General features: G+C 68.6%; 15 protein-coding genes. 5 read left to right on the top strand and 10 right to left on the bottom strand.

The features are described 5' to 3' along the window. Positions 1-115: 115 nt before the first annotated feature. Entirely contained in the window at positions 116-1,120 is a 1,005-nt protein-coding gene (locus tag CBM2594_RS08935) for a cation diffusion facilitator family transporter (protein ID WP_116356523.1), read from the top strand. Between the two features lie 39 nt (positions 1,121-1,159). Here the strand turns inward: CBM2594_RS08935 and CBM2594_RS08930 are convergent, their stop codons facing one another. The 6 genes from CBM2594_RS08930 to prpB all read right to left on the bottom strand — a co-directional run bounded on the left by CBM2594_RS08930 (position 1,160) and on the right by prpB (position 10,296). Then, positions 1,160-2,284 (bottom strand): asparaginase, encoded by a 1,125-nt coding sequence (locus CBM2594_RS08930; protein WP_116356522.1) that lies wholly within the window; start codon positions 2,282-2,284, stop codon positions 1,160-1,162. Between the two features lie 229 nt (positions 2,285-2,513). Continuing rightward, on the bottom strand, positions 2,514-3,968 hold the full coding sequence (locus tag CBM2594_RS08925; protein WP_116356521.1) for a bifunctional 2-methylcitrate dehydratase/aconitate hydratase: 1,455 nt from the start codon (positions 3,966-3,968) through the stop codon (positions 2,514-2,516). Between the two features lie 26 nt (positions 3,969-3,994). Further along, positions 3,995-5,185, bottom strand: a complete 1,191-nt coding sequence (prpF, locus tag CBM2594_RS08920) for a 2-methylaconitate cis-trans isomerase PrpF (protein ID WP_116356520.1) — start codon at positions 5,183-5,185, stop codon at positions 3,995-3,997. A gap of 222 nt (positions 5,186-5,407) precedes the next feature. After that, positions 5,408-8,020, bottom strand: coding sequence for a Fe/S-dependent 2-methylisocitrate dehydratase AcnD (gene acnD / locus CBM2594_RS08915; protein ID WP_116356519.1), 2,613 nt, complete (start codon positions 8,018-8,020; stop codon positions 5,408-5,410). Positions 8,021-8,141: 121 nt separating this feature from the next. Beyond that, the gene (gene prpC, locus CBM2594_RS08910; RefSeq protein WP_116356518.1) at positions 8,142-9,299 is read right to left on the bottom strand and encodes a bifunctional 2-methylcitrate synthase/citrate synthase; all 1,158 of its coding nucleotides are present in this window, start codon (positions 9,297-9,299) and stop codon (positions 8,142-8,144) included. 88 nt (positions 9,300-9,387) lie between these two features. Then, positions 9,388-10,296 (bottom strand): methylisocitrate lyase, encoded by a 909-nt coding sequence (gene prpB, locus CBM2594_RS08905; protein ID WP_116356517.1) that lies wholly within the window; start codon positions 10,294-10,296, stop codon positions 9,388-9,390. A 281-nt stretch (positions 10,297-10,577) separates the two neighbouring features. Here prpB and prpR point away from each other — a divergent pair, with 281 nt between their 5' ends. Beyond that, complete coding sequence (gene prpR, locus CBM2594_RS08900) at positions 10,578-12,539, top strand: propionate catabolism operon regulatory protein PrpR (protein ID WP_116356516.1); 1,962 nt, start codon at positions 10,578-10,580, stop codon at positions 12,537-12,539. A gap of 9 nt (positions 12,540-12,548) precedes the next feature. On the opposite strand, the gene CBM2594_RS08895 is transcribed toward prpR, so the two are convergent. Together CBM2594_RS08895 and CBM2594_RS08890 are read right to left on the bottom strand one after the other, a co-directional pair. Further along, positions 12,549-13,550: a cysteine synthase A gene (locus tag CBM2594_RS08895; protein ID WP_116356515.1), complete on the bottom strand. Its 1,002-nt coding sequence runs from the start codon at positions 13,548-13,550 to the stop codon at positions 12,549-12,551. A gap of 150 nt (positions 13,551-13,700) precedes the next feature. After that, a complete protein-coding gene (locus CBM2594_RS08890; protein WP_062799507.1) occupies positions 13,701-13,994 on the bottom strand; it encodes a putative quinol monooxygenase in 294 nt (97 codons plus the stop codon). A gap of 226 nt (positions 13,995-14,220) precedes the next feature. On the opposite strand from CBM2594_RS08890, the gene CBM2594_RS08885 reads away from it, so the two are divergent. Further along, positions 14,221-15,447 carry an HD-GYP domain-containing protein gene (locus tag CBM2594_RS08885; RefSeq protein ID WP_116356514.1) on the top strand — a complete coding sequence of 409 codons (1,227 nt, stop codon included), beginning with the start codon at positions 14,221-14,223 and terminating at the stop codon, positions 15,445-15,447. A gap of 19 nt (positions 15,448-15,466) precedes the next feature. Here CBM2594_RS08885 and CBM2594_RS08880 read toward each other — a convergent pair whose 3' ends face one another. Beyond that, a complete protein-coding gene (locus CBM2594_RS08880) occupies positions 15,467-16,375 on the bottom strand; it encodes a LysR family transcriptional regulator (protein WP_116356513.1) in 909 nt (302 codons plus the stop codon). Between the two features lie 118 nt (positions 16,376-16,493). Here CBM2594_RS08880 and CBM2594_RS08875 point away from each other — a divergent pair, with 118 nt between their 5' ends. Together CBM2594_RS08875 and CBM2594_RS08870 are read left to right on the top strand one after the other, a co-directional pair. Further along, a complete protein-coding gene (locus CBM2594_RS08875; protein WP_116357748.1) occupies positions 16,494-16,811 on the top strand; it encodes a DMT family transporter in 318 nt (105 codons plus the stop codon). A gap of 82 nt (positions 16,812-16,893) precedes the next feature. Continuing rightward, positions 16,894-18,222 (top strand): mechanosensitive ion channel family protein, encoded by a 1,329-nt coding sequence (locus CBM2594_RS08870; RefSeq protein WP_116356512.1) that lies wholly within the window; start codon positions 16,894-16,896, stop codon positions 18,220-18,222. 51 nt (positions 18,223-18,273) lie between these two features. Here the strand turns inward: CBM2594_RS08870 and purT are convergent, their stop codons facing one another. Continuing rightward, positions 18,274-19,479 (bottom strand): formate-dependent phosphoribosylglycinamide formyltransferase, encoded by a 1,206-nt coding sequence (gene purT, locus CBM2594_RS08865; RefSeq protein ID WP_116356511.1) that lies wholly within the window; start codon positions 19,477-19,479, stop codon positions 18,274-18,276. Between the last annotated feature and the right edge of the window lie 40 nt (positions 19,480-19,519).

Genomic DNA, 19,519 nt, shown 5'->3' with positions numbered 1-19,519 from the left:
CCGCCCCTCTCCCATTAACGCAATTAACCGCCATGCCTTGAGCGGCACACCCTGTGCGCGCCAGTTACACTGGCGCGATCTGCCCGCAACGAGCGGGGAGCCGGGGAGGGACGCGATGAAGCAGGGGCATGAGGCGGCGCGGCAGGGTAAGGCATCCGGGCCTGCGGGCCCCGTTTCTTCAGCCGCACCTGCGGCGCCCTCCGCCTCGCGCATCGCCGTCTATGGCGCGATTGCCGCGAACGTGGCGATCGCGGCCACCAAGTTCGTGGTCGCCACCGTGACGGGCAGCTCGGCCATGCTGTCCGAGGCCATCCATTCGACGGTGGACACCGGCAATGAACTGCTGCTGCTGGTCGGCATGGCCCGCAGCCGACGGCCGGCCGACGCCATGCATCCGTTCGGCTACGGCAAGGAGCTGTATTTCTGGAGCCTGATGGTGGCGGTGCTGCTGTTCAGCGTCGGCGGCGGCATTTCGGCCTATGAGGGCGTGCTGCATATGCTGGACCCCGCGCCGCTGACCGATCCGCACTGGAACTACATCGTGCTGGGCTTCGCGCTGGTGTTCGAGAGCATCAGCTTTGCCATCGCGCTGCGGGCGTTCGCGCGGGAAAAGGGCGCACAGCCATTCTGGCGGGCGCTGCGCCACAGCAAGGATCCGACCACGGTCACGGTGCTGGCCGAAGATGCCACCGCGCTCGCCGGCCTGGTGATCGCCGCGCTTGGCGTCTATGCCAGCCACCGGCTCGACATGCCGGTGCTGGATGGTGCGGCGTCGCTGCTGATCGGGCTGCTGCTGGCCGGCGTGGCCACGCTGCTGATCGTGCAGAGCCGCAGCCTGCTGGTAGGGGAAGGGGTAGACAAGGACATGGCGCTGGCGCTGCGCCAGGTCGTGCTGGACGACCCCGCGGTGCGGTCGGCAGGGCTGCCGCTGACCATGCACCTCGGGCCCGCCGACGTGCTGGTGACGCTAGACGTGCAATTCCATCCGGAAACCGTTGCCAATGGTGCCGCAGGCGCCATCGACCGGATCGAGCGGCGCATCCGCGCCCGCTTTCCGCAAGTCAGCCGGATCTTCATCGAGGCCCGGCTGATGACCGCGGGCGCGCGCGCAGCGGGCTGAATCGCCGCGCGGCGCGCCGCCGCATGGGTGCGGCCTGGCTCAGTACTTCCAGAACACCTGCTGCAGCGCCTTGGTATCGTTGGTCTGCGTCAGCGCCAGCGCCATCAAGATGCGCGCCTTCTGCGGCAGCTGGTCGTCGGTGACGATCCAGTCGTACTTGTCGTCCGGCTGCTCGGCGTTGCGCACCACCACGCCGCTGCCGGTGCGCGACGCGCGCACGATGTGCACGCCCCTGGCGCGCGCGGCCTTGAGCGGCTCGACCATGTAGTCGCCGACGCTGCCGTTGCCGGTGGCGGCGTAGATGATGGCCTTGGCGCCGCTCTTCACCGCGGCGTCGACGGCGGCCGGGTTGGCGTTGCCGTAGGCATAGACCACGGCCACTTCGGGCAGCTTGTCGATCTTGTCGATGTCCCACTGCGTCTGCAGCGTGTGCGGGCGCGCCGGCAGGCGGTAGAACAGCGTGCGGCCTTCCACCACGTAGCCCAGCGGGCCGAACGGCGAGCGGAAGGTTTCGGTCTTGAAGGTGTTGGTCTTGGAGACGTCGCGGCCGGTGTGGATCTCGTCGTTCAGCACCGCCAGCGTGCCCTTGCCCTTCGAGGCCGGGTTGGCGGCGACCAGCACGGCGTCGTACAGGTTCAGCGCGCCGTCGGCGCCCAGCGCGGTGCCCGGGCGCATCGAGCCGACCACCACCACCGGCTTGTCGCTCTTCAGCGTCAGGTTGAGGAAGTAGGCGGTTTCCTCGATGGTGTCGGTGCCGTGCGTGATCACGATGCCGTCGACGTCAGGCTGCTTGAGCAGTTCCGAGACGCGCTTGGCGAGCTTGAGCAGGCGTTCGTTGTTGAAGCTCTCCGAGCCGATCTGGAAGATCTGCTCGCCCTTGACGTTGGCCACCTTGGAGATCTCGGGCACCGAGGCGATGATCTTGTCGACCGGGACCACGGCGGACTGGTAGGCGGCGGTGTTGGTCGCGGCGGCGCCGGCGCCGGCAATGGTGCCGCCGGTGCCGATGATGACGATGTTGGCCTTGCGCGCCTCGGCCGGGGCCGTGGCAGCGGCGGTGGCAGGCTGTGCCGCGGGCGCGAGCTGCGCGTGCGCGGTGCCGGTGATCAGGCTTGCCGACAGCAGGGCGGCGGCCAGCGTGGTGACGCGGGCGAAATGTTTCATGATTCTCCTCGGTATCGATACGAACGTGTGGCCCGTACTGGAAGCGGCACGACCTGCCTTGTGAGCGCGATGGTGCCGTCCGTGTTCAGTCGGTGGCTGACCGCGGCAGGGCCCGTGTTGGCAGGACCCGGCGCAGGCAGCGGCACAGACTATACGTGAGGAGAAATTCGCGTTGGAAGCGCGACGCAAGGGTTATGCCGATTCGGCATGAAGATGCCTGGGCGATAACTCAAAGCGCATACATATCGAGGTACTCATTGACCGGGATGGCCTCCAGCCGCGCCTGGTCCAGCGACGCGGCCAGGATGGCCTGCTGCTGTTTCGGCGGAAAGCGGCGGGCGAGGTTGGTGCGGAATTTCTCCACCAGCAGCGGGATGCCCTCGGCGCGGCGGCGCTTGTGGCCGAGCGGGTATTCGACCAGCACCTCGTCCAGCACGGTGCCGTCCGCCAGTGTCACGGTCAGCGCATTGGCGATCGAGCGCTTGCCGGGGTCGTGGTAGTCGCGCGTCAGCGCGGGGTCTTCCACGCAGGTGATCTTGCCCCGCAGCGCGTCGATGCGCGGGTCGGCTGCAACCTTGTCTTCGTAGTCGGCGGCGGTCAGGCGGCCGAACAGCAATGGCACGGCCACCATGTACTGGATGCAGTGGTCGCGATCCGCCGGATTGCTGAGCGGACCCTGCTTGTCGATGATGCGCAGGCAGGCCTCGTGGGTGCGGATGGTGATGGCGGCGATCTCCGCCGCGCTGCGCCCCGCGAGCGCCAGCGCGCCGTGCAGCTGCATCGCTGCCTCCACCGCGGTCTGCGCGTGGAATTCAGCCGGGTACGAGATCTTGAACAGGATGTTCTCCATCACGTACGACCCGTACGGCCGCTGGAAGCGGAACGGCTGCCCCTTGAACAGCACGTCGTAGAAGCCCCAGGTCTTGGCCGTCAGCACCGACGGATAGCCCATCTCGCCGGTGCGCGCGATCAGCGCCAGCCGCACCGCACGGCTGGTGGCGTCGCCGGCGGCCCAGCTCTTGCGGCTGCCGGTGTTGGGGGCGTGGCGGTAGGTGCGCAGGCTCTGGCCGTCGACCCAGGCCAGCGACACGGCATTGAGGATCTCGTCGCGCGTGAGGCCGAGCATCTGCGCGACCACGGCAGTGGAGGCCACCTTGACCAGCACCACGTGGTCCAGCCCGACCTGGTTGAACGAATTCTCCAGCGCGATGCAGCCCTGGATCTCATGCGCCTTGATCATCGCCGCCAGCACTGCCTTCATCGTCAGCGGCTTGCGCCCGGCGGCAACGTTGTTGCGCGAGATCCAGTCGGCGGTGGCCAGGATGCCGCCGAGGTTGTCCGAAGGATGACCCCATTCGGCTGCGAGCCAGGTGTCGTTGAAGTCGAGCCAGCGGATCATCGCGCCGATATTGAACGCGGCCTGGACCGGATCGAGCTGGAACTGGGTGCCCGGCACACGCGCGCCGTTGGGCACGATCGTGCCCGGAACGACGGGACCCAGCAGCTTGGTGCAGGCCGGGTAGGAGAGGGCTTCGAGCCCGCAACCGAGCGTGTCGATCAGGCAGTTGCGGGCGGTGTCGTAGGCGAGGCCGCTCTTGATCTCGTACCGGGTGACATAGTCGACGATGTCGACCAGCACCTGGTCCGGATCGGGGCGCTGCGCGGACGGCGTGTCGGTGGACATGAACGGCCTCGCGGGGGCGGCTCGGCTCAGAACGCGTCGCCGGGCACGCGCACCCAGCCTTCCATCAGCACGCGCGCGCTGCGGCTCATGATGGCCTTCTTGACCACCCATTCGCCGTCGACCTGCTGCGCTTCGGCGCCGACCCGCAGCGTGCCCGACGGATGCCCGAAACGGACCGCGGTGCGCGCGCCGCCGCCGGCCGCCAGGTTGACCAGCGTGCCGGGAATGGCCGCCGCAGTGCCGATGGCGACGGCCGCCGTGCCCATCATGGCGTGGTGCAGCTTGCCCATCGACAGCGCGCGCACCAGCAGGTCGACGTCGGCGGCGGCCACCTTCTTGCCGCTGGAGGCGACGTAGTCGGCCGGCTTGGCGACAAACGCCACCTTGGGCGTGTGCTGGCGCCTGGCGGCCTCGTCCACGTTCTTGATCAGGCCCATGCGCAGCGCGCCGTAGGCACGGATGGTCTCGAACATCGCCAGCGCCCTGGTGTCGCTGTTGATGGCGTCCTGCAGCTCGGTGCCGGTGTAGCCGATGCTCTCCGCGTTGACGAAGATGGTCGGGATGCCGGCGTTGATCATGGTGGCCTTGAGCGTGCCGACGCCGGGCACTTCCAGGTCATCGACGACATTGCCGGTCGGGAACATCGCGCCGCCGGCGCCTTCTTCCTCGGCGGCCGGGTCCATGAATTCCAGCTGGACTTCGGCGGCGGGGAAGGTCACGCCGTCGAGCTCGAAATCGCCGGTTTCCTGCACTGCGCCGTTGCTGATGGGCACATGGCCGATGATGGTCTTGCCGATATTGGCCTGCCAGATGCGCACCACGGCGACGCCGTTATGCGGAATGCGGCTCGGGTCGACCAGGCCGGCGCTGACCGCGAACGGGCCCACCGCGGCCGACAGGTTGCCGCAGTTGCCGCTCCAGTCGACGAAGGGCTGGTCGATCGAGACCTGGCCGAACAGGTAGTCGACATCGTGGTCCGGGCGCGTGCTCCTGGACAGGATCACGGTCTTGCTGGTGCTGGAGGTGGCCGCGCCCATGCCGTCGATCTGCTTGCCGTAGGGGTCGGGGCTGCCGATCACGCGCAGCAGCAGCGCATCGCGCGCGGGGCCGGGCACCTGGGCGCGCTCGGGCAGGTCCTGCAGGCGGAAGAACACGCCCTTGCTGGTGCCGCCGCGGATGTAGGTGGCGGGGATCTTGATTTGGGGTTGGTGGGGCATGGGAGTGAATGTCTTGGTTAGGTATGCGAAAGAAGCCGATCGAGCCGACACCCCTGGCGGAGGCTCCCCTCTCCCGCGAAGTGGGAGAGGGGTGGGGGTGAGGGTGGGAGCCCCCCACGGAGTGAAGCGCTTGGGTACTGCACGCGCTGGCCCTCACCCCTGGCCCCTCTCCCGCGCGCGGGAGAGGGGAGCAAACACTTGGCAACCAGTTACGCCGCGGTCCTAAGCCGCCGCCTTGCTCGACTCCAGAAAGTCCTGCGCAAACCGCTGCAGCACGCCACCCGCTTCGTAGATCGACACCTCTTCATCGCTGTCCAGGCGGCACGTCACCGGCACTTCCACGCGCTCGCCATTCTTGCGATGGATTACCAGCGTCAGCGTCGCGCGCGGCTGGCGCTCGCCGGTCACGTCATAGGTCTCGGTGCCGTCCAGCCCCAGCGTCAGGCGGTTCACGCCCGGCTTGAACTCCAGCGGCAGCACGCCCATGCCGATCAGGTTGGTGCGGTGGATGCGCTCGAAACCCTCGGCGACGATGACCTCGACGCCGGCCAGGCGCACGCCCTTGGCGGCCCAGTCGCGCGACGAGCCCTGGCCGTAGTCGGCGCCGGCGATGATGATCAGCGGCTGCTTGCGCTCCATGTAGGTCTCGATCGCTTCCCACATGCGCACGACCTTGCCCTCGGGCTCGATGCGCGCCAGCGAACCCTTCTTGACCTGCCCGTCGACCACGGCCATTTCATTGACCAGCGTCGGGTTGGCAAAGGTGGCGCGCTGCGCGGTCAGGTGATCGCCGCGGTGCGTGGCGTACGAGTTGAAGTCCTCTTCCGGCAGGCCCATCTTCGCCAGGTATTCACCCGCAGCGCTGTCGAGCAGGATGGCGTTGGACGGCGACAGGTGGTCGGTGGTGATGTTGTCGCCCAGCAGCGCCAGCGGACGCAGGCCGCGCAGCGTGCGCTCGCCGGCCAGCGCGCCTTCCCAGTACGGCGGGCGGCGGATATAGGTGCTCTGCGGGCGCCAGTCGTACAGCGGCGCGGCGCTCTCGCCGGTGTCGGCGGTCAGCGCGAACATCGGCTCATAGACCTTGCGGAACTGCTCGGGCTTCACGCTCTGCCTGACGATGGCGTCGATCTCTTCGTCGCTCGGCCAGATGTCCTTCAGGTAGACCGGCTTGCCGTCCGGGTCGGTGCCCAGCACATCGCGTTCGATATCGAAGCGGATGGTGCCGGCGATGGCGTAGGCGACCACCAGCGGCGGCGACGCCAGGAAGGCCTGCTTGGCGTACGGGTGGATGCGGCCGTCGAAGTTGCGGTTGCCGGACAGCACCGCGGTGGCGTACAGGTCGCGGTCGATGATTTCCTGCTGGATCTTGGGATCGAGCGCGCCGGACATGCCGTTGCAGGTGGTGCAGGCGAAGGCGACGATGCCGAAACCGAGCTTTTCCAGGTCGGGCAGCAGCTTCGCTTCTTCCAGGTACAGCTCGACCGCCTTGGATCCCGGCGCCAGCGACGACTTGACCCACGGCTTGCGCGTCAGCCCGCGCGCGTTGGCATTGCGTGCCAGCAGCGCGGCGGCGATCACGTTGCGCGGGTTGCTGGTGTTGGTGCAGCTGGTGATGGCGGCGATGATCACCGCGCCATCGGGCATCAGGCCCTCGGCCTCCTGCGCGCGCGCCTTGTCCAGGTCCACGGCGATGCCGCGCTCGGCCAGCGCCGAGGTCGGCAGGCGCTTGTGCGGGTTCGACGGGCCGGCCATGTTGCGCACCACGGTCGACAGGTCGAAGCGCAGCACGCGCTCGTATTCGGCGTTTTGCAGCGAGTCGGCCCACAGGCCGGCGGCCTTCGCATAGGTTTCGACCAGCTTGAGCTGCTCGTCGGTGCGGCCGGTCAGGCGCAGGTATTCGATGGTCTGCTCGTCGATGAAGAACATCGCGGCAGTCGCGCCGTATTCCGGCGCCATGTTCGAGATCGTGGCGCGGTCGCCAAGCGTCAGGCTCGAAGCGCCTTCGCCGCGGAACTCCAGGTAGGCGCCGACCACCTTCTCCTTGCGCAGGAATTCGGTCAGGGCCAGCACGATGTCGGTGGCGGTGATGCCGGGCTGGCGCTTGCCGGTCAGCTCGACGCCGACGATATCCGGCAGGCGCATCCACGAGGCGCGGCCGAGCATCACGTTCTCGGCTTCCAGCCCGCCCACGCCGATGGCGATCACGCCCAGCGCATCCACGTGCGGGGTGTGGCTGTCGGTGCCGACGCAGGTGTCGGGATAGGCCACGCCGTTGTCGTTGTGGATCACCGGCGACATCTTCTCCAGGTTGATCTGGTGCATGATGCCGTTGCCCGGCGGGATCACGTCGACGTTCTTGAACGCCTTCTTGGTCCAGTCGATGAAATGGAAACGGTCTTCGTTGCGACGGTCTTCGATGGCGCGGTTCTTGGCGAAGGCATCGGGATCGAAGCCGCCGCATTCCACCGCCAGCGAGTGGTCGACGATCAGCTGCACCGGCACCACCGGGTTGACCTTGGCCGGGTCGCCGCCCTGGTCGGCAATCGCGTCGCGCAGGCCGGCCAGGTCCACCAGCGCGGTCTGGCCGAGGATGTCGTGGCACACCACGCGCGCGGGGAACCACGGGAAGTCGAGGTCGCGGCGGCGCTCGATCAGCTGCTTCAGCGAAGCCGTCAGCGTGGCGGGGTCGCAGCGGCGCACCAGGTTTTCTGCCAGCACGCGCGACGTGTACGGCAGCTTGTCGTAGGCACCCGGCTCGATGGCCTCGACCGCGGCGCGCGCGTCGAAGTAATCCAGCTTGGTGCCCGGTAGCGGTTTGCGGTTTGCAGAATTCATGGTGTAGGGAAATCAATATAGGTATGAAAAAGGGGTAGTGGTCCCATGTAAGCGACCAACTACCCCTTGCCCGCAGGCCCGGATCAATGCAACCCGACGCGGAGCAAACCGGCAGCCGGTCTTACTTGCGATCCTTGATCGGCACGAACTTCAGGTTCTCCGGACCGGTATAGTTGGCACTCGGGCGGATGATCTTGTTGTCGATGCGCTGCTCGATGATGTGCGCGGCCCAGCCCGACGTGCGCGCGATCACGAACAGCGGCGTGAACATCGCGGTGGGAACGCCCATCATGTGGTAGCTGACCGCGCTGAACCAGTCCAGGTTCGGGAACATCTTCTTGATATCCCACATCACCGTTTCCAGCCGCTCGGCGATGTCGAACATCTTCATCGAGCCGGCATCCTTCGACAGCTTCTTCGCCACTTCCTTGATCACCTGGTTGCGCGGGTCGCCGGTGGTGTAGACCGGGTGGCCGAAGCCGATCACGACTTCCTTGTTCTCGACGCGGCGGGTGATGTCGGCCTGGGCCTCATCGGGGTTGTCGTAGCGCTTCTGGATCTCGAACGCGACCTCGTTGGCGCCGCCATGCTTGGGGCCGCGCAGCGCGCCGATCGCGCCGGCGATCGACGAGTACATGTCGGAGCCGGTGCCGGCGATCACGCGCGCGGTGAAGGTCGACGCGTTGAACTCGTGCTCGGCGTACAGGTTGAGCGAGGTGTTCATGGCGCGCTCCCACAGCGCCGACGGCTTCTCGCCGTGCAGCAGGTGCAGGAAGTGGGCGCCGATGGAATCATCGTCGGTTTCCACTTCGATGCGGCGACCGTTGTGGCTGTAGTGGTACCAGTACAGCAGCATCGAACCGAGGCTCGCCATCAGGCGGTCGGCGATATCGCGCGCGCCCGGGGTGTTGTGGTCTTCCTTCTCCGGCAGCACGGTGCCCAGCACCGACACGCCGGTGCGCATCACGTCCATCGGGTGCGCACTGGCGGGCACCCATTCCAGCGCCGCCTTGACATTGGCGGGCAGGCCGCGCAGCGACTTCAGCTTGGCCTTGTACGCGGCCAGTTCGGACTTGGTCGGCAGCTTGCCGTGCACCAGCAGGTGGGCGATTTCCTCGAACTCGCAGGTCTCGGCGATATCGAGGATGTCGTAGCCGCGGTAGTGCAGGTCATTGCCGGTGCGGCCGACGGTGCACAGCGCGGTATTGCCGGCGGTCACGCCCGACAGCGCGACGGATTTCTTGGGCTTGGGAGTGACGAGCGGTTGCGCTTCGGACATCTGGGTCTCCTTTTGTGTGATGCCTGGTATTGCCTGTCTGTTGTCGTGCAAGCGGCCGGGACAAAGCCCGGCCGCGCGTGCGTGTTGCTTACTTGCCCTTGCCTTGTGCGAAGAGCGCGTCGAGCTTCTGCTCGAAGTCATGGTAGCCGATGCTCTCGTAGAGCTCGGCGCGGGTCTGCATGGTATCGACCACGTTCTTCTGCGTGCCGTCGCGGCGGATGGCCGCGTAGACGTTCTCCGCGGCCTTGTTCATGGCGCGGAAGGCCGACAGCGGGTACAGCACCATCGACACGCCGGCGCCGCCCAGTTCCTCGGTGGTGAACAGCGGCGTGGCGCCGAACTCGGTGATATTGGCCAGCACCGGCACCTTCACCGCGTCGACGAACTTGCGGTACATGCCGAGGTCGGTCATGGCTTCCGGGAAGATCGCGTCGGCGCCGGCTTCCACGCACGCCACGGCGCGCTCGATGGCCTTGTCGAGGCCTTCGACGGCGAGCGCGTCGGTGCGGGCCATGATGACGAAGTTGTCGTCGGTGCGGGCGTCGACCGCGGCCTTGATGCGGTCGACCATCTCGCCCTGGGTGACGATCTCCTTGTTGGGACGGTGGCCGCAGCGCTTGGCGCCGACCTGGTCCTCGATATGCATGGCGGCGGCGCCGAACTTGATCAGCGACTTGGTGGTGCGGGCCACGTTGAAGGCCGACGCGCCGAAGCCGGTGTCGACGTCGACCAGCAGCGGCGTGTCGCACACGTCGGTGATGCGGCGGATATCGGTCAGCACGTCGTCCAGGTTCGAGATGCCCAGGTCGGGCAGGCCCAGCGAGCCGGCCGCGACGCCGCCGCCCGACAGGTAGATGGCGCGGTAGCCGGCACGCTTGGCCAGCAGGGCGTGGTTGGCGTTGATGGTGCCGACCACCTGCAGCGGATGCTCGTCGGCAAGCGCCTGGCGGAAACGGGCGCCAGCGGAGCGCGCGAGGTCGGAAGCGGAGTAGGTCATGGCGTTTGCGTTGGTGAACAGGACAAGCCGGATACTGCAAGGGATGTGCCAGAGGCTGCCGGCACACCCCGGAAAACCCGCGATCCCTTGCCAATACTAGCGTGGCGGGCGAAGCGGGGGACCGCACCTGATGCGCCATGCAAGGTTTTCATCACAATTGAAATCCAAACCCTGTGTTTTGGAATGCAAAGTTGAAATCCGGTGCGCCGTGGCGGACAATGTGCCAGCACTGTACGCCTGTTCGACCCGCGTTTCATCACGCTTTCCTACTGCACCGCATCATGGCTCCTCCCGTTTCCGCGCAAGGCCGCCCGCGCATCTGGGCGATCGGCATCAGCCGCCTCGCGCGCGCCTTTGCCGACCTGATCCCGGCCTACGCCGACCGCGCCGAATTCCGCATCGTCGGCAAGGGTTTCGAGGCCGCCGCCAGCGCCGTGGCGCGCGAGGCGCGCGAAGGCCGGCTCGACGTGGTGGTGGCGGGCGGGTCCAACGGCGCGTACCTGCGCCAGCATGTGGACGTGCCGGTGGTGCTGGTCAAGGTCACCGGCTTCGACGTGATGAGCGCACTGGCCACGGCGCGACGCATCTCGCCGCGGGTGGCGCTGGTCACGCACGCGGCAACGTATGCCGAGGTCGATGAATTCGTGCGCGCGTTCTCGCTGTCGGTGCCGGCCTACACCTACCTGACCGAGGATGACGCCGTGGCGCGCGTCAAGGCGCTGAAGCAGGAGGGCATCCAGGTGGTGGTCGGCCCAGGCCTGGTGACCGACCTGGCCGACCGCCATGGCCTGACCGGCGTGTTCCTGTACTCCGGCAACTCGGTGCGCATGGCGCTGGAAGACGCGATCGAGGCCGCGCGCCTGCGCCGCATCGAGGCCACCCGGCGCGACTACGTCAACACCATCCTGGCGCACCTGAACGAGGGCGTGGCGGCGGTCGACGCGCAAGGGCGCATCCAGTCGTTCAACCCGGCGATGGAACGCTTCCTCGGCACCTCGGCCGCCGCCGCGGTGGGGCGCAAGCTGCAGACGCTGGCGCCGAGCCTGGCGCTGGAAGGCGTGATGCAGAGCGGCGACAAGGAGCTCGAGGCGATCCACAAGCTGGGCGACAAGATGGTGGTGGTCAACCGCATTCCCATCCTGGGCGAGGGCGGCACCAGCGGCGCGGTGCTGACCATCCAGGACGCCAGCGCGATCCAGCGCGTCGACCGCAACCTGCGTTCGCGCAGCCGCGCGCGCCCGGCGGCGGTGCGCTACAGCCTGGACGACCTGGCCGGCAACTCGGCGGCAATGGCGGCCTTGCGCGAACTGGCGCGGCGCTACGCCGCGGTCGATTCCACCGTGCTGATCGGCGGCGAGAGCGGCACCGGCAAGGAGGTGCTGGCGCAGGGCATGCACGATGCCAGCCCGCGCCGCGCGTTCCCGTTCGTCGCGGTCAACTGCGCCGCCTTTCCCGAGGCGCTGCTGGAAAGCGAGCTGTTCGGCTATGAAGAGGGCGCCTTCACCGGCGCGCGCCGCGGCGGCAAGGCCGGCCTGTTCGAATCGGCCCACAACGGCACGCTGTTTCTCGACGAGGTGGGCGACATGCCCCCTGCGCTGCAGACGCGCCTGCTGCGCGTGCTGCAGGAAAAACAGGTGCTGCCGATCGGCGGGCTCGACGCGGTGCCCGTAAACGTGCGCGTGATCGCCGCCACCCACCGCGACCTGGCCGCGATGGTGCGCGACGGCAGCTTCCGGCAAGACCTGTACTACCGCCTCAACATCCTGCGCATTGCCATGCCGCCGCTGCGCGAGCGCGCCGAAGACCTGCCCGAACTGGCCGAGCTGCTGTACCGCCGCGCGCAGGACCGGCTCGGCCTGGAACGCCCGCAGCGCCTGCCCGCGGCGGCGCGCGCGCGGCTGGCGCGCTACCGCTGGCCCGGCAATATCCGCGAGCTGGAGAACGTGACCGAACGGATCGCGGTGCTGGTCGCCGGCCGCCGGCTCGACGGCGACGCCCTGCAGTGCGAACTGCAGGCGGCGGCGCCGGAGCTGTTCGGCGAGGCCGCGCTTGCCGCTGAACGCGAAGCCGCGCCTGCGGCGCCGCCCGCACGCGCGCGCCGCTCGCTGGCGCGCGTCAAGCAATCCAGCGAAGTCGACCATATCCGCCGCGTGCTGGAGGAGTGCGGCGGCGACCGGACCGCCGCCTGCCATATCCTCGGCATCAGCCCGACCACGCTGTGGCGGCGGCTGAAGGCAGCGTAGCTGGCCTGGCTAGCCGGCAGGGCTGGCCCGGCGGAACGGAATCGGCTGCAGCCCCTTGCCCTGCAGCCATTCGGCATTGAACAGCCGTGCCAGGTACAGGTCGCCGCGGTCGCACAGCAGCGTCACGATGGTGTGCCCCGGCCCCATCTCGCGCGCCAGCGCCACCGCGGCGCCGACGTTGATGCCGGACGACCCGCCCACGAACAGCCCTTCCTCGCGCAGCAGCCGGTAGACCATGTCGACGCAGGTCTGGTCGTCGATGCGCACGGCATCGTCGATCGGCGTGTCCTGCAGGTTGGCGGTGACGCGGCTGGAGCCGATCCCTTCGGTGATCGAGCTGCCTTCGGCCTTGACCTCGCGGTGCTTGACGAAGTGGTACAGGCCGCTGCCGTGCGGGTCGGCCAGCACGATGCGCACGCCGGGCTTGTGTTCCTTCAGGCAGCGCGCGATGCCCGCCAGCGAGCCGCCGGTGCCGGTGGCGCAGGTGAAGGCGTCGATATGGCCGGCGGTGGCTTGCCAGATCTCGGGGCCGGTGGTTTCGTAGTGGGCCTGGCGGTTGGCCAGGTTGTCGAACTGGTTGGCCCAGATCGCGTTGTCGGTTTCGTCGGCCAGCCGGCCGGCAATCTTCTGGTAGTTGCCGGGATCGGCGTAGGGCCTGGCGGGTACCGCGCGCACTTCGGCGCCAAGCATGCGCAGCCGCTCCATCTTTTCCGGCGATTGCGTGTCGGGAATCACCACGATGCAGCGGTAGCCGCGCGCCGCGCACAGGTGCGCCAGGCCGATGCCGGTATTGCCCGCGGTGCCTTCGATCACCGTGCCGCCCGGCTTCAGCAGCCCGCGCCGCTCGGCGTCGCGGATGATGTAGAGCGCCGCGCGGTCCTTGACCGAGCCGCCGGGATTGAGGAATTCCGCCTTGCCGTAGATGTCGCAGCCGGTCTCGGCGCTCAGGCCGGCCAGCCGGATCAGCGGCGTGTGGCCGATGGTGCCGGCAAATCCATCCCTGACTTCCATGGTGCACTCCTGCCGCGCCCGGGGCGGGCGTCACCTTGAGTGATAGATCGGTGCGGCGGGAATGACAAGCGGGGAGGGCGGCGGCAGGTGCGCGGCAACGCCGGGGAAGTGACCGGATCGCCTTGCACTCAGGCGGCGCTCAGGCTGCGCTCAGGCGGCATTAAGCCAGCGGAAGCTGAAATCGCCTTCGACGAAGTCGGCGCGCGCGGCGTGGAAATCGCGCATATAGGGCCGGTTCAGGTGCGATTCGAGCGCGCGCTTGGAGTCCCAGACCATGTAGATGACGAACACCCGCGCATCCTCGGCGTCCTGCCCGACGTGGTAGTCCAGGCAGCCGGGCTCGGTCAGCCCGCGCGAGCGCAGCGCAGCGAGCTGGGAGACCAGCGCGTCGCGGCGGTGGGTCTTGGCACGGGCGATGCCGACTAGCGTGTACGTTCCGGACATGGGTGAACGGGGGCGACTGGCTGGCGTCTGTGAGCACTGGGCCAGCCATTGTAGCGGCGGCCATGGCCGCGCCGGCAATGCCCGACGGCGCCGTCCGGGCATTCGGGCGGCGCTTGACAAGGGTGCGCGGCACGGTTCCTGCGGCTGCGGCCGGCGCTCAAGTTATGCCCGCCCGTGCCGATAGCCGGGACGACAACAAGAAAACCATCATCCGAGGGGGTGGCGCATGCTGAGACGCATTGGCACGGAGCAATTGCAGGTCGGGATGTTCGTCGCCCGGCTGGGCGGGCCCTGGATCAACCACCCGTTCTGGCGCGCGAAGTTCCTGGTCGCCAGCGACGAGCAGGTGCGGCAGATCCGGTCCGCGGGCGTAAAGGAAGTCTGGATCGATCTCCTGAAGGGCCGCAATGTGCCGGCGCCGGAAGAGGCGGAAGCCGCCGCGGCCCCGGCCGTCCCGGCACCGAAACCTGCGTCCGGACCGGATGGCCCGGCTGCCGTGCCGCCGCCCGCCACGCTCGAAGCCGAGATCATGCATGCGCGCGAACTGCTCCAGTCCGGCAAGGCCGTGATCGGCTCGATGTTTGCCGACGTGCGCATGGGGCGGGCGCTCGAGGTCAGCGGCGCGCTGCTGCTGGTCGACGCGGCCTCGCGCTCGCTGTCGCGCCATGGGCAGGCGCTGCTGGCGCTGGCGCGGCTCAAGGCGCGTGGCGACGACAACTACCTGCATGCCTTCGCCGTCTGCGCGCTGATGATCGCGGTCGGCCGCACGCTGGGCCTGCCCGACGACGAGGTGCGCGAGCTGGGACTGGCCGGCCTGGTGCACGACATCGGCAAGCTCACCGTGCCCGGCGCCGCCAACCTCCGCGCCGGCGAACGCACGCCCGAGCAGGACGAGGCCTACCGCCGCCATCCGTCGGCGGGCTACCGCATCCTCAACGAGGCCCGGCTTTACTCCAATATCCCGCTCGATGTCTGCGTCCACCATCATGAGCGCGTCGACGGGCGCGGCTTCCCCTTCGGCCTGATCGGGCGGGAGCTGAGCGTGCACGCCAGGATCGGCGCGGTCTGCGATACCTACGATGCGCTGACCGCCGGCCATCCCGGCCACCAGCCGTGGTCGCCGGCGCGCGCGATGGAATACATGGCGGTGCGCGTCGACACGCTGTTCGACCGCCGCGTGTTCAAGGCCTTCTCGCGCACCGTCGGCATCTATCCGCTCGGCACCGTGCTGCGCCTGCGCTCCAACCGGCTGGCGGTGGTGTGCGCGCAGAACGATGCCGACCCGCTGCGGCCCAGGGTGATGGCGTTCTACTCGGTGGCGCAGTCGCGGCCGGTGCCGCACGAACTGATCGACCTGCGGCACAGCGATGAAACGGTGGTGGCGTTCGAGAATGCGGCGGAGTGGGGCTTTACGGATGAGCAGTTGCTGGAGCTGTACGCCCCGGCGGTCTGAGCGCACACGACGCGCGGCATTATCCCGCCAGCCATTGGCCCTGGCCGAGCCGCCCATGCAGGAAATCCCCCAGCGCCCGCACGCGCGCGCTGTGGCGCAGGTCCGGATGGGTCAGCACCCACAGGTCGGTATCCATGGCGGCATCCGGCGGCGCCAGCCGCACCAGCGCCGGGTCGTCCCCGGCCAGCAGGCACAGCAGCATGCCGGCGCCCATGCCGTGCCGGACCGCATCGGCCATCGCCACCAGGCTGTCGGCGCTGACCACGCGGCGCGGCTCGGTCACGTGGTCGCGGATCCAGCGCGCCTGCGCCAGGTGTGACAGGGCATCGTCCGGCACCACCCAGTCATAGGCGGCCCAGTCCGCCAGCGCGGGGCTGTCGGCTTGCGCCGGCAGGCCCAGCTGCTGCAGGTAGCTTCGCGCCGCGTATGGCGCCGTCTGCAGCCGGCCGATGCGGCGGCCCACCAGGTACTCCGGCGGCGCGTTGGCCGGGCGGATCGCCACGTCGGCCTCGCGCCGGCTCAGGCTGAGGAAGCTGTTGTTGACTACCAGCTGCAGCTGGATGCGCGGATGCAGCGCGCGGAATTCGGCGAACAGCGGCATCAGCAGCGCGCCCAGCAGCGTGTCGGTGGTGGTCACGCGCAACGGGCCGCTTAGCTGGCTGTCGAGGCCGGAGAGCTGGCGCTGCGCCGCGTCGATCTGTTCGCCCACGCCGGCCAGCCGTTGCGCCAGCGCCTCGCCGGCCGGGGTCATGGCGTAGCCGGTGGCGTGGCGCTCGAACAGCAGGGTGCCCAGGGTCTCTTCCAGCCGGGCCAGGCGGCGCAGCACCGTCGAGTGGTTGACGTGCAGCGCGCGCGCGGCGCCGGCCAGCGAGCCGGACTGGCCCACGGCAAGGAAGTACTTCAGGTCGTCCCAGTCTGCTTCCTGCATGTTTGCATAGCCCTTTTGCAGATTTCGCCAGTTTGCGTGCGGATCCGCACAGCCTACAGTGGCTGGACGCCGCCGGCAACGGGTGCCGGGGCGGCGCAATGAGGAGAACAACATGGCAATGGCGTGGACGCTGCTGGTGCTGGCCGGACTGATCGAGATCGTGATGGCGCTGGCGCTCAGGCATACCGATGGCTGGACCCGCCTTGGCCCGACGGCGCTGGGCATCGGCGCCGCGCTGGCCAGCATTTACCTGCTCAGCGCGGCCTTGCGGCACCTGCCGGTGGGGACGGCCTATGCAATCTGGACCGGGATCGGCGCGATCGGCGTGACGCTGATCGGCATCCTGTTCCTGGGCGAGAGCGCGTCGCCGCTGCGGCTCACGCTGATCGGGCTGATCTTCGTCGGCATCGGCGGGCTGAAACTGCTGCCGGCGTAGCCTGCATCGGTCGCGGTGCGCAGCGGTGGCGGACGCGTTCGGTACACTACTGGCCAAAACCCAAGGCCAGAGTCGCCCCGCCATGAATTTCGATGCCCTGCTGGAGCTGTTCCAGCAACGTATTCCTGCCCATCCGTGGGCGCAGATCGCGCTGTACCTGGTCGCGCTGGTGCTGATCGCCGCGCTGGCGCAGTGGCTGTTCGGCCGCGTGATGTCGCGCATCGCCCACCGGTTGCTGAAAGTATGGGGCAAGGCGCCGTGGAGCACGGCGCTGACGCGCCATCGCGCCTACCGCCGCTTCGGCTACGCGGTGGGCTTTGCCGTGATCACCGTCGGCATTGGCGAGGTCCCGCACATGGGCCGCTACGCGGTGGCGATCGAGCGCCTGGCGCATGCCGGGCTGTGGGTGTGCTTCTTCCTGATGCTGGGCGGCGTGCTGGGTGCCTGGCAGGACGTGTATGCCAGCAGCCGCCGCGCCCAGACGCGTTCGATCAAGGGCTATATCCAGGTGGGACGGCTGGGGCTGGGGCTGGTGTGCGCGGTGCTGGTGCTGTCGATCCTGATCAACCGCTCGCCGCTATGGATGCTGTCGGGCCTGGGCGCGCTGTCGGCGGTGCTGCTGCTGGTGTTCAAGGACACGCTGCTGTCGCTGGTGGCGAGCACGCAGCTGACCTCCAACGACATGCTGCGCATCGGCGACTGGATCGAGATGCCCCAGTGCAATGCCGACGGCTACGTCAAGGACATCGCGCTGCATACGGTCAAGGTGCAGAACTGGGACAACACCGTGACCACGGTGCCGACCTACAAGCTGTTTTCGGAGAGCTACCGCAACTACCGGCAGATGTTCGAGTCCGGCGCGCGCCGGATCAAGCGCACCTTGCGGCTGGACGCGGGCAGCGTGCGCTTCCTGGAGGACCGCGAGGTGCACGCGCTGATGCGCTTCCGCCTGCTGCACGACTACCTGGAAGAAAAGCAGGCCGAGGTCGACGAGGCCAACCGGCTGCTGATCGCCGCGGGCAACGACCCGGTCAACCGGCGCCGGCTGACCAATATCGGCACCTTCCGCGCCTATGGCATCGCCTACCTGAAGGCGCACCCCGAGATCCACCACGACCTGCTGCTGAACGTGCGCATGATGGAGCCCGATTCGCAGGGCATTCCGGTCGAGATCTACTGCTTCACCGCGCTGACCGCGTGGATGGACTACGAGCGCATCCAGGGCGATGTGTTCGACCACCTGCTGGCGATCCTGCCGGAACTGGGCCTGCGGCTGTACCAGGCGCCGTCGGGCGCCGACCTGAACGGCGTGCGCATCGCGCCGGTGCTGGCCGCGGCGCAGGTGGCGGCGGCGCAGGCGGTGCAGCATGCCCCGGCCCACGGCGCCGCCGCGGGCAGCCATCCGATGTAGCGGGCCGCGTTCCGGCGTTTTAGTGATCCGGCGTTTTAGCGTTTCGGTGGCTCAGCCCACCGCGCGCGGCCGCACGCGGCTGGCGGCTTCCTTGGCGCGCGTGCGCGCGGTGTCGATGTCGTCGGCATACGCCAGCGCCACGCCCATGCGGCGCCTGGCGAAGCTCTCCGGCTTGCCGAACAGCCGCAGCTCGGTCTGCGGCACGCGCAAGGCCTGGTCGACGCCGTCGAAGACCACGCCCTGCGCCTCCACGCCGCCGTAGATCACGGCGCTGGCGCCGGGGCTGCGCAGGCTGGTGTCGACCGGCAGGCCGAGGATGGCGCGCGCATGCAGCTCGAACTCGTTCTGCCATTGCGTGGCCATGGTGACCATGCCGGTGTCGTGCGGGCGCGGGCTGACCTCGCTGAACCAGACCTGCTCGCCCTTGACGAACAGCTCCACGCCGAACAGGCCCATGCCGCCCAGGTCCGCCGTGACCGCCTGCGCGATGCGCTGGGCGCTGGCCAGCGCCGCCGGGTGCATCGGCTGCGGCTGCCAGCTCTCGACATAGTCGCCGCTGACCTGCACGTGGCCGATCGGCGCGCAGAACTGCGTTTCCACCTGGCCGCTGGCGCCGACCGCGCGCACCGTCAGCAGCGTGATCTCGTAGTCGAAATCGATAAAGCCCTCGACGATCACGCGGCCGTGGCTGACGCGGCCGCCGGCCATCGCGTAGTCCCACGCCGCCTTGACGCCCTCGGGGCCGTCGATCTTGCTCTGGCCCTTGCCCGAGCTGCTCATCACCGGCTTGACCACGCACGGGTAGCCGATGCCGCCGTCGATCGCGGCCTGCAGCTCCTCGAGCGAATCGCAGAACTTGTAGGGGCTGGTCGGCAGGCCGAGCGATTCGGCGGCGAGGCGGCGGATGCCTTCGCGGTCCATGGTCAGGCGCGCGGCGCGGGCGGTCGGGATCACGCGCACGGTGCCGGCGGCTTCCAGCGTTTCCAGCATGGGGGTGGCGATGGCCTCGATCTCCGGCACCACCAGGTGCGGCCGTTCGGCCTCGATCAGGGCCTTGAGCTGGTCCGGGTCGCTCATCGCGATGGTGCGCGCGTGGTGCGCGACCTGCTGGCCGGGCGCGTTGTCATAGCGGTCCACCGCGATGGTCTCCACGCCCAGTCGCTGCAGCGCGATCAGCACCTCCTTGCCGAGCTCGCCGGAGCCGAGCAGCATCACTTTGGTGGCGGAGGGGGACAGGGGCGTTCCGAGGGTGGTCATGGCGGCGGCGCAAAGGCGAAGGGAAAACCGCGATTGTACG

The sequence above is a fragment of the Cupriavidus taiwanensis genome, assembly GCF_900249755.1.
In the GTDB taxonomy this organism is placed as follows: domain Bacteria; phylum Pseudomonadota; class Gammaproteobacteria; order Burkholderiales; family Burkholderiaceae; genus Cupriavidus; species Cupriavidus taiwanensis_D.
This window is presented reverse-complemented; position numbering and strand designations above follow the sequence as displayed.

What these genes read in the sequence shown, in the direction of transcription:
- acnD (WP_116356519.1), bottom strand. Translation starts at nt 8,020, where the DNA reads ATGAATTCTGCAAACCGCAAACCGCTACCGGGCACCAAGCTGGATTAC.
- CBM2594_RS08925 (WP_116356521.1), bottom strand. Translation starts at nt 3,968, where the DNA reads ATGTCCACCGACACGCCGTCCGCGCAGCGCCCCGATCCGGACCAGGTG.
- CBM2594_RS08890 (WP_062799507.1), bottom strand. Translation starts at nt 13,994, where the DNA reads ATGTCCGGAACGTACACGCTAGTCGGCATCGCCCGTGCCAAGACCCAC.
- CBM2594_RS08885 (WP_116356514.1), top strand. Translation starts at nt 14,221, where the DNA reads ATGCTGAGACGCATTGGCACGGAGCAATTGCAGGTCGGGATGTTCGTC.
- CBM2594_RS08895 (WP_116356515.1), bottom strand. Translation starts at nt 13,550, where the DNA reads ATGGAAGTCAGGGATGGATTTGCCGGCACCATCGGCCACACGCCGCTG.
- CBM2594_RS08935 (WP_116356523.1), top strand. Translation starts at nt 116, where the DNA reads ATGAAGCAGGGGCATGAGGCGGCGCGGCAGGGTAAGGCATCCGGGCCT.
- CBM2594_RS08880 (WP_116356513.1), bottom strand. Translation starts at nt 16,375, where the DNA reads ATGCAGGAAGCAGACTGGGACGACCTGAAGTACTTCCTTGCCGTGGGC.
- purT (WP_116356511.1), bottom strand. Translation starts at nt 19,479, where the DNA reads ATGACCACCCTCGGAACGCCCCTGTCCCCCTCCGCCACCAAAGTGATG.
- prpC (WP_116356518.1), bottom strand. Translation starts at nt 9,299, where the DNA reads ATGTCCGAAGCGCAACCGCTCGTCACTCCCAAGCCCAAGAAATCCGTC.
- prpR (WP_116356516.1), top strand. Translation starts at nt 10,578, where the DNA reads ATGGCTCCTCCCGTTTCCGCGCAAGGCCGCCCGCGCATCTGGGCGATC.
- prpB (WP_116356517.1), bottom strand. Translation starts at nt 10,296, where the DNA reads ATGACCTACTCCGCTTCCGACCTCGCGCGCTCCGCTGGCGCCCGTTTC.
- CBM2594_RS08930 (WP_116356522.1), bottom strand. Translation starts at nt 2,284, where the DNA reads ATGAAACATTTCGCCCGCGTCACCACGCTGGCCGCCGCCCTGCTGTCG.
- prpF (WP_116356520.1), bottom strand. Translation starts at nt 5,185, where the DNA reads ATGCCCCACCAACCCCAAATCAAGATCCCCGCCACCTACATCCGCGGC.
- CBM2594_RS08870 (WP_116356512.1), top strand. Translation starts at nt 16,894, where the DNA reads ATGAATTTCGATGCCCTGCTGGAGCTGTTCCAGCAACGTATTCCTGCC.
- CBM2594_RS08875 (WP_116357748.1), top strand. Translation starts at nt 16,494, where the DNA reads ATGGCGTGGACGCTGCTGGTGCTGGCCGGACTGATCGAGATCGTGATG.